The organism is Paraburkholderia diazotrophica (genome assembly GCF_038900755.1).
Taxonomy (GTDB): Bacteria; Pseudomonadota; Gammaproteobacteria; order Burkholderiales; family Burkholderiaceae; genus Paraburkholderia; species Paraburkholderia diazotrophica_A.
On record NZ_JBBPEN010000001.1, the window covers coordinates 883,334 to 897,287 of the forward strand.

General features: G+C 64.6%; 12 protein-coding genes. 2 read left to right on the top strand and 10 right to left on the bottom strand.

Going from position 1 to position 13,954, the window contains the following annotated elements; translation table 11 throughout:
* Positions 1 to 61: 61 nt before the first annotated feature.
* Positions 62 to 1,441, bottom strand: a complete 1,380-nt coding sequence (locus AABE10_RS04100; protein WP_342932259.1) for an MFS transporter — start codon at positions 1,439 to 1,441, stop codon at positions 62 to 64.
* Between the two features lie 395 nt (positions 1,442 to 1,836).
* The gene (locus AABE10_RS04105; RefSeq protein ID WP_342931985.1) at positions 1,837 to 2,064 is read right to left on the bottom strand and encodes a hypothetical protein; all 228 of its coding nucleotides are present in this window, start codon (positions 2,062 to 2,064) and stop codon (positions 1,837 to 1,839) included.
* Between the two features lie 453 nt (positions 2,065 to 2,517).
* Between AABE10_RS04105 and AABE10_RS04110 the strand changes: the two genes are divergently transcribed.
* On the top strand, positions 2,518 to 4,971 hold the full coding sequence (locus tag AABE10_RS04110; RefSeq protein ID WP_342931986.1) for a glycogen/starch/alpha-glucan phosphorylase: 2,454 nt from the start codon (positions 2,518 to 2,520) through the stop codon (positions 4,969 to 4,971).
* Positions 4,972 to 5,095: 124 nt separating this feature from the next.
* On the opposite strand, the gene AABE10_RS04115 is transcribed toward AABE10_RS04110, so the two are convergent.
* From AABE10_RS04115 to AABE10_RS04125, 3 genes are all read right to left on the bottom strand, one after another.
* The gene (locus AABE10_RS04115) at positions 5,096 to 6,211 is read right to left on the bottom strand and encodes a hypothetical protein (RefSeq protein WP_342931987.1); all 1,116 of its coding nucleotides are present in this window, start codon (positions 6,209 to 6,211) and stop codon (positions 5,096 to 5,098) included.
* Between the two features lie 228 nt (positions 6,212 to 6,439).
* On the bottom strand, positions 6,440 to 6,784 hold the full coding sequence (locus AABE10_RS04120; RefSeq protein ID WP_342931988.1) for a hypothetical protein: 345 nt from the start codon (positions 6,782 to 6,784) through the stop codon (positions 6,440 to 6,442).
* 138 nt (positions 6,785 to 6,922) lie between these two features.
* Positions 6,923 to 7,309 (bottom strand): DUF6232 family protein, encoded by a 387-nt coding sequence (locus tag AABE10_RS04125; protein ID WP_342931989.1) that lies wholly within the window; start codon positions 7,307 to 7,309, stop codon positions 6,923 to 6,925.
* A 296-nt stretch (positions 7,310 to 7,605) separates the two neighbouring features.
* Here AABE10_RS04125 and AABE10_RS04130 point away from each other — a divergent pair, with 296 nt between their 5' ends.
* The gene (locus AABE10_RS04130) at positions 7,606 to 7,833 is read left to right on the top strand and encodes a hypothetical protein (protein WP_342931990.1); all 228 of its coding nucleotides are present in this window, start codon (positions 7,606 to 7,608) and stop codon (positions 7,831 to 7,833) included.
* A gap of 127 nt (positions 7,834 to 7,960) precedes the next feature.
* On the opposite strand, the gene AABE10_RS04135 is transcribed toward AABE10_RS04130, so the two are convergent.
* From AABE10_RS04135 to phnL, 5 genes are all read right to left on the bottom strand, one after another.
* Positions 7,961 to 9,127: a porin gene (locus AABE10_RS04135; RefSeq protein ID WP_342931991.1), complete on the bottom strand. Its 1,167-nt coding sequence runs from the start codon at positions 9,125 to 9,127 to the stop codon at positions 7,961 to 7,963.
* Between the two features lie 297 nt (positions 9,128 to 9,424).
* Positions 9,425 to 10,540 (bottom strand): succinylglutamate desuccinylase/aspartoacylase family protein, encoded by a 1,116-nt coding sequence (locus AABE10_RS04140; RefSeq protein WP_342931992.1) that lies wholly within the window; start codon positions 10,538 to 10,540, stop codon positions 9,425 to 9,427.
* Positions 10,541 to 10,869: 329 nt separating this feature from the next.
* Entirely contained in the window at positions 10,870 to 11,652 is a 783-nt protein-coding gene (locus tag AABE10_RS04145) for an ABC transporter substrate-binding protein (RefSeq protein ID WP_342931993.1), read from the bottom strand.
* Positions 11,653 to 12,030: 378 nt separating this feature from the next.
* Positions 12,031 to 13,164: an alpha-D-ribose 1-methylphosphonate 5-triphosphate diphosphatase gene (locus tag AABE10_RS04150; protein WP_342931994.1), complete on the bottom strand. Its 1,134-nt coding sequence runs from the start codon at positions 13,162 to 13,164 to the stop codon at positions 12,031 to 12,033.
* Positions 13,165 to 13,189: 25 nt separating this feature from the next.
* On the bottom strand, positions 13,190 to 13,945 hold the full coding sequence (phnL, locus tag AABE10_RS04155) for a phosphonate C-P lyase system protein PhnL (RefSeq protein WP_342931995.1): 756 nt from the start codon (positions 13,943 to 13,945) through the stop codon (positions 13,190 to 13,192).
* Positions 13,946 to 13,954: the final 9 nt, after the last annotated feature.

Consider the following 13,954-nt stretch of genomic DNA (forward strand, 5'->3'; position numbering starts at 1 on the left):
TGCCGCCGTGCTGTGCGTCGCATGACGTGCCGCGTTGTCCGCGGCACGCGCGCATTACCGTCTATCGATCCTTTGCCGCTGTCATGGTAGCGGCGGTCGTCTGCGCGCGATGCGACGGCGCGAAGAGCCGCAAGCCGCTTGCGATGCTGGCCGCGCCGGCGAACACGGCACCCGCCGCGAGCGATAGCGTCGGGCCGTGGCGTCCCGCGATGCTGAAGCTCAGCGCGACGAGCGCGGCGCCCGTCGTCTGCCCGATCAGTCTCGACGTCGCGATGATGCCGCTCGCGCCGCCGCTGCGATGAGGCGGCGCGCTTGCCATCAGCGCTTTCAGATTGGGCGACTGGAAAAAGCCGAAGCCCGCGCCGCAGATCGCCATGCGAATCGTGATGTCGAGCACGGGCGGATGCGGCGGCAGCATCGCGAGCGAGGCCATGCCGCCGCATAGAATCGCGAGGCCGATCGCGCCAAGCAGCCCCGGCGGGTAGCGGTCCGACAGCCGTCCCGCGAACGGCGCCGCAAGCGCGACGATCACGGGCCAGGGCGTCATCAGAAAGCCGGTCTCGACCTGGCTGCGATGCAAAACATCCTCGAAATAAAAGGGCAGCGAGACGAACGCGAGCCCTTGCGCAGCGAACGAGCACACGGCTGTCAGCGACGAAAGCGCGAACACGGGCAGCTTGAACAAGTCGACGGGCAGCATCGGCGCGGGGTGGCCGGCTTCGCGGCGCATCAGCAGCGCGCCGAACACGATGGCGACGGCAGCCGCGCCCAGCACGAGCGTCGACGGCGCGCGCTGCGCCGCTTCGCCCAACGCGAAGATCAGCGCGGCAAACGTGATCACGTTGAGCAGCGCCGCGATCCTGTCGAATTGATGCGTGCCGCGCGGCGTGCGCGGCAGTCCCGGCAGCGCGAACGATAGCGCCAGTACGCCGAGCGGCACATTGACGGCGAAGAGCCACGGCCAGCTGGCGACGGACAGGATCAGCGACGCCACCGTCGGTCCCACTGCGAACGACACGCCCACGACCAGCGCATTGAGCCCCACGCCGCGCCCCAACTGATGCGGCGGGTACATGTGCTTGATCAACGCTGTGTTGACGCTCATGATGGCGGCCGCGCCGAGTCCCTGCACGACGCGGGCGCTCGCGAGCACGGGCAGCGTCGGCGAGAGCGCGCACGCCAGCGAGGACGCCGTGAACACCGCGATGCCGCAGATGTAGATGCGCCGGTGCTCGACGATGTCGCCGAGCGCGGCGAGCGGCAGCAGCGTCGCGACCATCGCAAGCTGATACGCGTTGATGATCCACACGGACGCGGCCGGCCTTGCATGCAGATTCGCAGCCATCGCGGGCAGCGCGGTGTTGGCGATCGCGGTATCGAGCGAGGCGAGCGCGACGGACAGCATGATCGCCGCCAACGCATAGCGGTGACGGGTGGACATGGGCGCATCGGCGACGCGCGCCGGATTGGGCGTGATCTCGGACAAGGACGGCTCGGCAGGGGCTGGAATGGCGCAACAGGCGCGCGCCGGGCAGCAGGGCAGCGGCGCGCGGCGCGAATGTAGCAATTGTTGCAGAGCCGCGCGGATCGCGCTCGAAGCCAGGCACAAATGGCCTGTATGAAAGGTGGTTGCAAGCGGGCGCGGCGCCCGCCAGATGTGCTTGCGACATCGCACGCTGCGCGGCTACAGGTGATGCAACTAACTGTCAGGCCCACGCCGCGCGAGTGGGTTTGGGATTCGACAACGACGAACGAGCGAACGAGCGAACGAGCGAACGAGCGAACGCGCTGCGTCACCCACGACCATCAGTTCGCCATCGAGCGCGATCGACGGATTCAGCTACACGACGCAAGCAAAATCGACAGCTTGCGGATATGCGCCCTAAATGCTTCCGTCAACTCGCGGTCATGGCCGTCGCTCAGATGCGGTGCTTCGGCCAGTTCGACTTGGCCGTGAAACTCATCGAAAACCTTGCGCCGCGCGTCGGGCGGGAGCGCGCGGATGAGGGACACGATCAGCAGTTCCTGCGCGTGGATCATACCGAGCACGGATTGTGCGTTCATTTCGACCTCCATCGGAGCACGGCGACGCGAGCGGCTGGGCAGCGGCTGGGCAACGAGACGCAGCGGGACGCGCAACGGCGCAGCAGGACGATGCTGTCTCCGATCCGCCTTGTTACTCATCCATACTAGTGCAAGGAACAGAGCTGTCTGCACCCGCATCGTGCGAGACGCGAAGACCCCAGGCGGCATGCAAATCGAATCTCAAGCCGGCAATCATGGAACTGTCCCACTGTCGCTCGTGTCTGCTTGGGTAGCGGGCGCAATGCTGAACATAATCCTGCGCGAAAAAGCGGGAAAACAGCGCACGAACCCAGCGAAACAACCAACGGCAGCAGACGCGGGATCACGCAAAATGTCCTACTCTGCTTATTTATCCACCAGACCGGCTCGCGCCGCCCGCGCACGAGACGCATGCAATAAAGCGCGTGCCGCGTCGATTTACCGGAGGTTTCGATGACAGCGGTGGATCTGGAATTCGACCAGCTCAACAGTACCGTCGATGCGCTGCGGCGCTCGATCTCCAACCGCATGATGTACGGCGTCGGCAAGGACGCCGTGACAGCGCGCCCGCAAGACTGGCTGCATGCCGCGGCGCTCGCTGTGCGCGACCGGCTCGTCGCGCGCTGGATGAAAACCACGCGCCTGCAATACGAGCAGGATGTGAAGCGCGTGTATTACCTGTCGATGGAATTTCTGATCGGGCGCACGTTCACGAACGCGCTGCTCGCGCTCGGCATCTACGATCAGATGAAGGAGGCGCTGGCGGGCCTCGGCGTCGATATGGAATCGCTGACCGATCTCGAGCCCGATGCGGCGCTCGGCAACGGTGGCCTCGGACGGCTCGCCGCGTGCTTCCTCGATTCGATGGCGACGCTCGGCATCCCGGGCTTCGGCTACGGCATCCGCTATGAATACGGGATGTTCAAGCAGCAGATCGTCGACGGCGAGCAGATCGAAACGCCGGACTACTGGCTGCGCGCGGGCAACCCGTGGGAGTTTCCGCGCCCTGAAGTGCAGTACATCGTGCATTTTGGCGGACGCACCGTGCAGCGCGACGGGCACGTCGAGTGGATCGAAACGCAGCACGTCAACGCGATGGCCTACGACACCGTGATCCCCGGCTTCGCGACGAGCGCGACGAACACGCTGCGCCTGTGGTCCGCGCGCGCGACGGAAGAGCTCGATCTGTCGGCGTTCAATCAGGGAGACTATCGGCGCGCCGTCGACGCGAAGAACATGTCGGAGAACGTATCGCGCCTGCTGTATCCCGACGACTCGACGCCCGCCGGCCGCGAGTTGCGCCTGCGTCAGGAGTACTTTTTCGTGTCGGCGACGATGCAGGACCTGATTCGCCGTTATCAGCGCACGCACAGCACGTTCGGCCGCTTCGCCGAGAAGGTCGCGGTGCATCTGAACGACACGCACCCCGTGCTCGCGATTCCCGAACTGATGCGACTGCTCGTCGACGTGCATCGCGTGCCGTGGGCGAAAGCATGGAAAGACGTGCAGCAGATGTTCTCGTACACGAACCACACGCTGATGCCCGAAGCACTCGAAACATGGGACGTGGAGACGCTCGCGCGTCTGTTGCCGCGCCACCTCGAAATCATCTTCGAGATCAACGCCGAGTTTCTCAAGCACGTGAGCGAGCATTCGGGCCATGACGTCGACATGATCCGGCGCATTTCGCTCGTCGACGAATACGGGCAGCGGCGCGTGCGGATGGCGCATCTCGCGATCGTCGCGAGCCAGAAGGTGAACGGTGTCTCGAAGTTGCACTCGCAACTGATGACGCGCGACATCTTCGCGGACTTCGCGCGCATGTTCCCCGAGCGCTTCACGAACGTGACGAACGGCGTGACGCCGCGTCGCTGGCTCGCGCAGGCGAGCCCTTCGATGTCGAAGCTGATCGACGACCAGATCGGCACGCACTGGCGGCGCGATCTGTTCGAACTGTCGAAGCTGCGCGATCTGCGCAACGACCCCGCGTTCATCGACGCGTTCCATGAAGCGAAGCGGCTGAACAAGATGCGTCTGATCCATCGGCTTCAGCAGCATACGAAGATGACGTTCGATCCCGAAGCGCTCTTCGATCTGCAGGTCAAGCGCATCCACGAATACAAGCGGCAATTGCTGAACGTGCTGCACGTGATCGTGCGCTACAACCGCATTCGCTCGCATCCGGAGCGCGACTGGGTGCCGCGTGTCGTGATGTTCGCGGGCAAGGCGGCGTCCGCGTACCGGATGGCGAAGACGATCATCAAGCTGATCGGCGACGTGGCCCAGAAGGTGAACAACGATCCGCTGATCGGCGACAAGCTCAAGGTCGTGTTCGTGCCGAACTACGGCGTGAGCGTAGCCGAGCTGATCATTCCCGCCGCCGATCTGTCCGAGCAGATTTCGATGGCGGGCACGGAAGCGTCGGGCACGGGCAACATGAAGCTCGCGCTGAACGGCGCGCTGACGATCGGCACGATGGACGGCGCGAACATCGAGATCAGCGATGCCGTCGGCCGCGAGAACATCTTCATCTTCGGGCATACGGCCGATCAGGTAGACGATCTGCGCGCGAAGGGGTATCGGCCGCGCGAGATCTACGAGCACGACCCGGAACTGCGGGTGGCGCTCGATCAGATACGCACGGGTTTTTTCTCGCCGGACGATCCGCTGCGCTTCTCGGACATCTTCCATACGCTCGTCGATTGGGGCGACCACTACATGGTGCTCGCGGATTTCGCGGCGTTTGCGAAGATGCAGGAAGAGGTCGACCGACGCTACGTCGACCGGCGCGGCTGGACGTCGAGCGCGATCGAAAACGTCGCTGGCATGGGGCAGTTCTCGTCGGACCGAACGATCGCCGAGTACGCGCGCGATATCTGGAACGTGAAGCCTGTCGACATCGAATGATCGTCGGCTCGTTCGTTGATTGGAAAAGCCGCCGCGCGATGATGAATCGCGCGGCGGCTTTTATGTTTGCTACGTTGACTTCGGGTGTTCGCCTCGCATCGTCGTTTCAGACGAAGCGCGCGTTTCAGCCCCCCATCCGTTCGATCTCTTTCGACGCGCGCAAGCCGAGCTTGCCGTTGGGGAAGTCGAACAGCACGTCGATGCTCTGCAGCGACATCAGCCCTATCACGATGCGGTTCGCGCCCGGCGCGGCTTTCACGATCGCCGTTTGCGCATCGTTGAAGCGATGCGCCCAGTCGGCGAAACCGAGCACCACGTCGTAGTTGCCTTGAGCAAACGCCTTGTGCTCGTCGGTATCGCCGGCCCAGTCGGGAGCCTTGTCGGTCTCGATGCGGATCATGTCCGTGCCGCCCGTCGAAAAGACGACGGGCGCGCAAAAGCGCATCTTGCTGGCCACTTGCACGCAGCCCGTCGGCCATTGCGTCGAGCCGTCCTTCGCGACGGTGAAGGGCACGAGCGTGAAGTCCTTCGTCAGCGCATTTGACGGGCTCAGCACGAGAAACGGGCGATTGAGGTTCGAGCGCACCAGATAGCGCTGACCGATGTTCGCGGGCAGCGCGCGCAGCGGTTGCGTGCAGCAGGCGTCGCGTGGCTCGTCGGCGCCGATGCCCAGGATGCCCGAGAACGCCCAGCCGAATTCGCCCGTGTAGCCGTCCTGCGCGACACAGCGCTTGTTGGTCTTCAGACAGCTGACTTCGTCGACGGCTTGCGCGGCGACATCGACGGGCTTCGTGCCCGCGATGCTCAGCGGCACATTGACGACGGCGCCGGAAACCTGCGCATCCGTCGCGAAGGCGAGCGAGGTTCGCGCGCCCGCTGCCGGATAGTTCGAGCGCGGCAGCACGGACGACAGCACGCGCACGCCGCGCGTGCCCGTATCGAGCATCAGATAGACGGCCTTGCCGTCAATCTGCACGGGCAATCCGATCGACGTGCGGCCGTGCGTGTCGCTGCGTTCGGCGTTCAGCGGCACGAGCAGGCCATCGCGTCCTTCGTTGATGAGGCTCGCTTTCGTTTCGGGCGCAACGGGCGTCGAGATCGGCGTGGAGCAGGCAGCGAGCACGAGCACGGACAGCGCGCCGGCAAAGCCGGATTTGCGCCGGAAGAGATGAACGCACAGCGTGGCAAGCAGCGAGGCAAACAGCAAGACAAACGACGGAGCAAACAGCGGGACAGGCATCGCACACACCTTGCAGAAAATGCGTGGTCCCGGCGACAGCCACGCTCCGCAAGGCAGGCATGGTGCTTCAGGTTTCAACGAACGCGGAGGGCTTGCGTTCGCGACGCGCGGTTGGCCTGGCGCGAGGGCACGCGAGATGACAGGACCGCCGACTCTACGCGCGCCGTCTGAGCCACCTGCAAAAATGTGTGTGCGTGGCGCGGCATCGCGCCTGTACGCTCCTTCCGGTCAGTGGCGTCGCGCGATCGGATGCGTGGCGCAGACCGCACGCACGCGGCCGATGGTGGCGCGGCGCAGCGCGCCCGCGAGTGCGCCGACCACATCGCCGATGCTGCGCGCCATCACGTCGACGCGAAAGGTGATGCACGCGTTGCGTTTGTCGGAGTCGATCACGAGGAGACGCGCGCCTTCGCCGAGCGCTTTCTGCAATGCGCGGCGGCCCGACGCCGACGAGGTGCCGGGCACGGTCACGTCGATCGTCACGAGGGACAGCGCCCGTTGCTGCGCGAGATCCGTGGCCGGCGTGCGGCGGGAAGCGGCGCACGATGAAGCGAGGATGGGTTGCGATTGCATCGTCGATGCGTCGCCGCGGGATTGGCGGCGCGAGTGTTGAGACACGTTCACTGTAGCGGGCGGCATCTCGAGCGCGTGAAAAAAGAGCCGCCAGCGCCGTCAATTTTCTGTAAAGACGGCGCGTGCCCGCGTGAGCCCTCAGCTTTTCTGTTCGGACGCGGCGAGTACATCGCGGACTGTCTGCGCGACACGCTCGACGAACGGCAGGTCGATGCTGGACAACGCTTCGCGTTCGGCGTCGCCCGTCTGGATCATCAGCCGATGCGTGATGTCCTGGGTGCGCCACGTGAGCCAGCCGACCACGACCAGCATCACGCCGCACACGATGCCAGCCGGCGACGCATAGATGCCGCCGGCGACCGCGCCCGCTGCGCCGATCAGTGAAATCGCGTAGGGCAAGACCTTGTTCTTGTGCACGGTGACGACGCGCACGTTCCGGATATCGCGCAACGGAAAGATCTGGCCGGCCGCCGACAAGGCATTGCGCGTGACCGAGACGCCGCGTTCGTTGAATGGAATTTCCATCTTCACAGGTTCAGGCTGAGGGAAAGGGCGCAGCGTAACAGATCGCGCAGTGGGCGGGTGGATGCGCCTTGTCCGGGAACAGCCATTGCGGCGTTGGGTCGCGGCCGCTTCGATGACGCGCTCGACGCACGGCAGCGTGCCGCTTGCACGAGCGTTCGTGTACGCATCGCGGCAGGAATTCCCGCATGCCCATAAAATCATCACGCGCCGTCGTAATGGCTGGCGCAGTGCTTTTGAACGTAGCTGGCGCGGCGTGCGGTATTCGCATAGGGCCGCGCCTGAAGGATGCATCCGGGATGGAAGAGGTTTTCGTATCGAGAACGAGCGCGGTCGCACGCATTCTGACCGCGCGGCAGGCGCTGCTGAAGAATTCAGATGACGCCCATGGGCTGAGCGCGGGCGAAAAGGCGGCGCAGGTCGAACGGCTCGACCGGCTGCTCTTCGACGTGCGCGCGGGCCGCACGTGCGACTTCATCATGCCGGCGCCGAACGGCGAGATACGGATTTTCGTGACGCCGGACTAGCGCAGCGGCAAGGGCAATACAAGCAAGCTGCGCATCAGAAAAAGAAAACGCCCCGCGAGCGGAGCGTTCTTCCAGTCCATCTGCGCGCAAGCGAAACGCCCAGCGGCGCTTCGCTTCGCGACACAGCTTAGAACTTGTGGCGCATGCCGACGCGGAACGCCAGCTGGTTTTGCGAGCCCGAACCCGACGTGTTGAAGTACGACGTCGACGAACCGATCTGAGCCTGGATCGGCGTGTTGCCGATCTTGCCCGATGCGTCCTGATAGATCGCGAGCGCGTAGACATCGGTGCGCTTCGACAGTGCATAGTCGACGCTCGCGTCCACCTGGTTGAAGTGGCCGTGCGTCGCGCCCGTCAGTTGCGAGTACGTGTAGCCGAGGCCGCCTGCCAGCGCCGGCGTGAACGCGTACTTGACGCCGCCTTCGTAGTTGTTGAACGTCGTCGAACCACCCGTGAGCGGCTCGAAATGCGTGTTCGTCCACAGCGCGTAGAGCGTTGCCGGTCCGATGATGTAGCGGCCGCCGAGGCCGAACGTGCGCAGGTCGCGCACGGTGCCCGTGCCGACGTTTGCGATCGACGTCGAGAAGGCGGGCGTTGCCTGGCTCGGGAAGCGGATGTCCGTGTACGCTGCGCCGAGGCCGATCGGGCCGTTCGCGTAGTTCAGGCCGAAGCTGTATGCGCGCGACGAGCCGGCGACGGGGTTAGCCGTCGTGCCCGTTGCCGGTGCGCCTGCGAACGCCGTCGAGTTCGAGAAGCCGTACATCGCGCCGAACGTCAGGCCCGAGAAGTTCGCGCTGCTGAACTTGACTGCGTTGTTGATGCGGCTCGACGTCAGCTGGTCGACGTCGTTGATGTGGTAAGCGTAGTTACCGGCAACCGTCAGGCCGCCCGTCGAATAGTTGCCGCCGAGGTAGTCGGTCGAGAACGAGTATTGACGACCGAACGTCAGCGAGCCGATGCCGTTCTTCGACACACCGACATATGCCTGACGGCCGAACAGCGCGCCGCCTTGACCCAGCGTGCCGTTGCCGCTGTTGAAGCCGCTTTCGAGCACGAACAGTGCCTTCAGGCCGCCGCCCAGGTCTTCCGTGCCGCGCAGGCCCCAACGGCTGCCTTGCGCGACGCCGTCGTCATACTTGAACAGCTTTCCCGAACCGCCTGCCGACGTCTTCGAGTGATTCGCGTAGCTGATACCAGCGTCGATCAGGCCATACAGCGTGACGCTGCTTTGTGCGTGTGCGGAGCCTGCAAAAGCCGAGGCGAGTAGAGCGGTGGTAATGATCTTCTTGTTCAAAAGCTTTCTCCGGTTAAAAGTGCGATCGCGAGCCTGGCTCTCTGGCAGGTCGCGCGACGGGCGCAAATTTATAGGGAGCAAGAGAAAGCAATATGACAGTAAATATTTCTAATAAATTTGTCGTACAAATGCGACAGATGATCATTCGCGTATGAAAGGCTTGTGCGCGAACCTGTGCATATGCGCTGCGTCGCGTGTCGCTGACCGATGCAGGAGCGCTTCAGGCGCTGCAAACAGAATCGCCCGCGCAGGGCGGGCGATTCGTTTTGAGCGAAGCGGCGCTCGCCGCAGGCATCGTTACGCCGACAGCAATTGCCCCGTGCGGTATGCCTTCGCGCCCGCGATGCGCGCGATTTCCATCCCGGCCTGGGCAAAGCGCGACAGATGGCGCGCGTACATCACGCCCGCCACGTTCGTCTTGAGCGTGACGATGCGGTCCGTCAGCGGATCGACGATATCGGCGACGGGCTCGCCCGCGTCGACCCACTTGCCCACTTCCTGGCGATACACGACGACGCCGCTTGCGGGCGTCACGATCGGCTCGGTGCCCGCGAGCGGCGTCGCGGCGAACTCGAGTGGGGGCAGCGGCGCGGCTTCGCCCGCGACCAGACCGCGATGCGTCAGGTATTCGATGATGCCTTGCGCGTCGTGCTCGGCGAACTCGTATGAGACATCGCGCTGGCTGCGCAGCTCGATCGTCACCGAGATCGAGCCGTTCGGAATCGGGAAACGGTCGCCGGCGCGCGTGCGCAGCTCGGACCAGCAGAAGCTGTGAATCTCATCGAACGGATTGCCGACGGAATCGACTGCGAGCAGCGACGCCTTCGAATCCAGATAGCGCGCGAGCGGCTCGACGTCGGGCCACAGGTCCGGGTTCGTGTACAGATGCAGCGCCGCTTCCCAGTCGCAATGCAGGTCGAGCACGATGTCCGCGTCATACGACAGCTGTTGCAGCGCGAGACGTTGCGATTCGATTTCGGTGCGGGGTTTTTGCGCGTCGAGCGCTTCGCGCATCGCCTGGCGGACGATCGCGCGGTTCTGGTCCGCGTCGCCCGTCAGACGTTCTTCGATCACGGGCTCGATCAGCTCGAACAGGTTGTAGAAGTTGCGGTTGAAGTTCTGCGCGGTGTTCGTTTCGAAGCGGCCGGCGAGCAGGCCGAGCACGTGCTGGTTCAGCCCGATCGGGTTCGCGACGGGCACGACGACGACTTCGCCGCGCAGCTTGCCCGCGGCTTCGAGCGCTTCGAGCTTGCGGCGCAGCGCCCACGACACCAGCATGCCGGGCAGCTCGTCCGCGTGCAGCGACGACTGGATGTAGACCTTCTGGCCGCCGCTCGGACCGTAGTGGAAGCTCGTCAGGCTGCGAGCGGTGCCGAGGGTCGGGGAAATCAGCGGATGATTGTGGGTTTGCATGATCGATGTGGCGCTGCCGACGACGCGCAGCGCGCGCTGTAGTTGCAAAGGGATGAGGCTTGAAACGGTGGCGCGCACAACGAACCGGACTAGTCGCGCCGATGAACCGTTCGATCTTAGCCCATTTGGGCGGCGCGGGCGAACGCCCGCTTTCGGGCCGGATGGGCCGGGGCTTGCTTGAGCCTCGCTTGAGCCTCGCCTTAAGCCTCGTCTTGAGCCTCGTCTGGCCTCGCGCAAGCCTTGAGCCAAAAACGAAACGGGCTCCGAACGGAGCCCGTCTGTGTAGCGTCGCGAGGCGGCGTTGCGCGCCTCGCGCGATGCGGCGACGATCAGCTGCCGTACACGTCGAAGTCGAAGTACTTCTTCTCGATCTTCTTGTACGTGCCGTCCTTGATGATGTCGGCGATTGCCTTGTCGACCTTTGCCTTCAGATCGGTGTCTTCCTTGCGCATGCCGATGCCGGCGCCTTCGCCGAGAATCTTCTTGTCTTCGAGATCCTTGCCGACGAACTGGAAGCCCGCGCCGCGCGGCGTCTTCAGGAAGCCGATTTCAGCCTGCACGGCGTCTTGCAGCGCAGCGTCAAGACGGCCCGAGATCAGGTCGGCGTAGACCTGGTCCTGGTTCTGGTACGGCACGACCTTCGCGCCCTTCGGTTCCCAGTAGGTCTTTGCGTACGTTTCCTGGATCGTGCCCTGTTCGACGCCGACCGATTTGCCCGACAGCGATTCCGCCGTCGGCAGGATGTTCGAGCCCTTCTTCGCGACGAGGCGCGTCGGCGTGTTGAACAGCTTCGACGAGAAAGCGATCTGTTCGGCGCGTTGCGGCGTCATCGACATCGACGACAGCACGCCGTCGAACTTCTTCGCTTTCAGAGCCGGGATCATGCCGTCGAAGTCGTTTTCGACCCACACGCACTTCGCCTTCAGGCGCGCGCAGATTTCGTTGCCGAGGTCGATGTCGAAGCCGACCAGCTTGCCGTCGGAGCCCTTCGATTCAAACGGCGGATAGCTGGCGTCGACGCCGAAACGGATGGTGGTCCAGTCTTTTGCGTGTGCGCCGATCGAGACGGTGGCGAGCAGGGCAACCGTCAAAGCCGCAAGCAGTTTTTTCACTGATGTACTCCCGGGAGTGGTTCGAAGTGTCCCGCATGCGGTTGTGCCGCCGCGCGACGATGCCCGGCCATTGTGTCCGGGCTTGTCTAATGGCCGCTGGCCAGCCGCCAGCAGCGCGCGCCAAGCTTAACAAATCAAAATATTTGCGGTGCTAGTGAAACACCGGATGGCACAGGAGTATTGCCTCTAAAGGGCGATTTTGTGATATGGGGCAAGAAGGCGGGCCGAAAGCCAATCGACAGTCATCGATCGACGGCGGGCGCCTTTGACGCGCGCGTTTGCCGCTCATGCGGCAGTGCGGCAAACGCTGTTCGCTCAGTGGCTTACGCTCGGCGACGCAAACAGGCCGAGCCGGACCGGGCGGCCCGCCCAGAAGTATCAAACGATTCGCTCGCCCGCGCGATACGTCGCGCGCGGCACGGGCAATGCATCGAGCATCGTCACGCGGACGAAATCCGCGCGCAGCCCCGTTTCGATCGCGCCGCGGTCGTGCAGGCCGGCCGTGCGCGCCGGTTCCGCCGACACGGTCGCCATCGCCTTCGGCAGCGTCCAGCCGGCCTTGTCGACGAGTTCGAAGGCGGCCGTCAGCAGGCTCGACGGCACGTAGTCGGACGAGAGGATATCGAGCAGTCCCGCTTTTGCCAGCTCCAGCGCCGACACGTTGCCCGAGTGCGAGCCGCCGCGCACGATGTTCGGCGCGCCCATGATCGTCGCGATGCCGTGACGGTGCGCGGCCTCGGCGGCAACGCGCGTGGTCGGAAATTCGGCGAGCACGATGCCTTCGTCGGCGGCCTGCTGCACGTGCTCGACGAGCGTGTCGTCGTGGCTCGCGACGGGCACCCCCAGCGTCTTGCAGCGCTCGACGATCTCGTGGCGATGCTGGTCCGCAAAGCGCTGCTGTTCGTTTTCTAGCGCAACGAGCGTGGCGGCCACGTGTTCGTCCGTCATCTTGCCGTGGCGCTCCTGAAAGCGGCGCCATTGGTCGCGGTCGTGCCATTGGCGCTGGCCGGGCGTGTGATCCATCACGGACGCGAGACGCAGCAGCGGATGGCCCTTCAGCGTGTCGAACACTTCGACCACGTCGGGCGTCGCGATTTCGCAGCGCAGATGCAGGAAGTGCTCGGCGCGCAGCAGCTTGCGCTCGGAGAAACGCTGCAGCGCTTGCGCGCAACGCGTCTGCGTGTCGCGGCCGCGCAAGCCGACGCTCGAGCGCGAGCCGATTGCGAGCGCATCGAACACCGTCGTGATGCCGGCGGCCGCCACCTGCGCGTCGTGGATCACGAACGCGGCGTCCGTATTCCATTCGACGCCCGGACGCGGCACCAGATGCTTCTCGAGATTGTCCGTATGCAGTTCGATCAGGCCCGGCAACACGTAGTCGCCGTCCCAGTCCTGGGCGTCGGCGGCGGACGTCGTGCCGCGCGCGACGTCGCGAATCACGCCGTCTTCGACCTGCACGACGCCGTTGAAAACTTCGTCCCGCGTCACGACGCGAGCGTTCTTGATCAACATCTGGATGCTCCGTATCCGATCGATATCAGTGTAGTGCCGGTGTGTGACGCAGCGGTGGACGCAGTTCGAGCCTGCGCGTGGCGACTTTCGCGCGCGTGTCCTCGTCGTGGAAGATGCCGACGATGGCCGCGCCGCGCTCGCGCGCTTCGACGATCAGATCCGCGACGATGTCACGGTTTTCCGCATCGAGTGAAGCCGTCGGTTCGTCAAGCAGCAGCACGGGATGTTCCGCGATCAGGCCGCGCGCGATATTCACGCGCTGCTGCTCGCCGCCCGAAAACGTCGCGGGCGCGAGCGGCCACAGACGTTCCGGCACGTTGAGCCGCGCGAGCAATGCTGCGGCGCGCTCGTGCGCTTCGTTTTCGTCGACGCCGCGCGAGACGAGCGGCTCGGCGACGAGATCGAGCGCGCTCACGCGCGGAATCACGCGCAGGAACTGGCTCACATAGCCGACGACACTGCGCCGCAAATACAGCACGTCGCGCGGCTCGGCGCCCGTGATCCGCACGTGCTTCGCTTCGTGCGCTTCGTCGCGGATCGCGATCGAGCCCGTGCTCGCCAGATAGTTGCCGTACAGGCAGCGCAGGAACGTGCTCTTGCCCGCGCCCGACGGCCCGACCAGCACGACGCATTCGCCGCGCTCGACGTCGAGCGACACGCCCGCGAGCGCTTCGATCCGCACGCCGCCCTGGCCGTGCAGCGTGAACGTCTTGCCGATATTGACGGCGCGCAGCATCAGCGCGTGGTTGTCGACGAACGATGTTTCGATTGACGTTGTCATCGCCAGGAC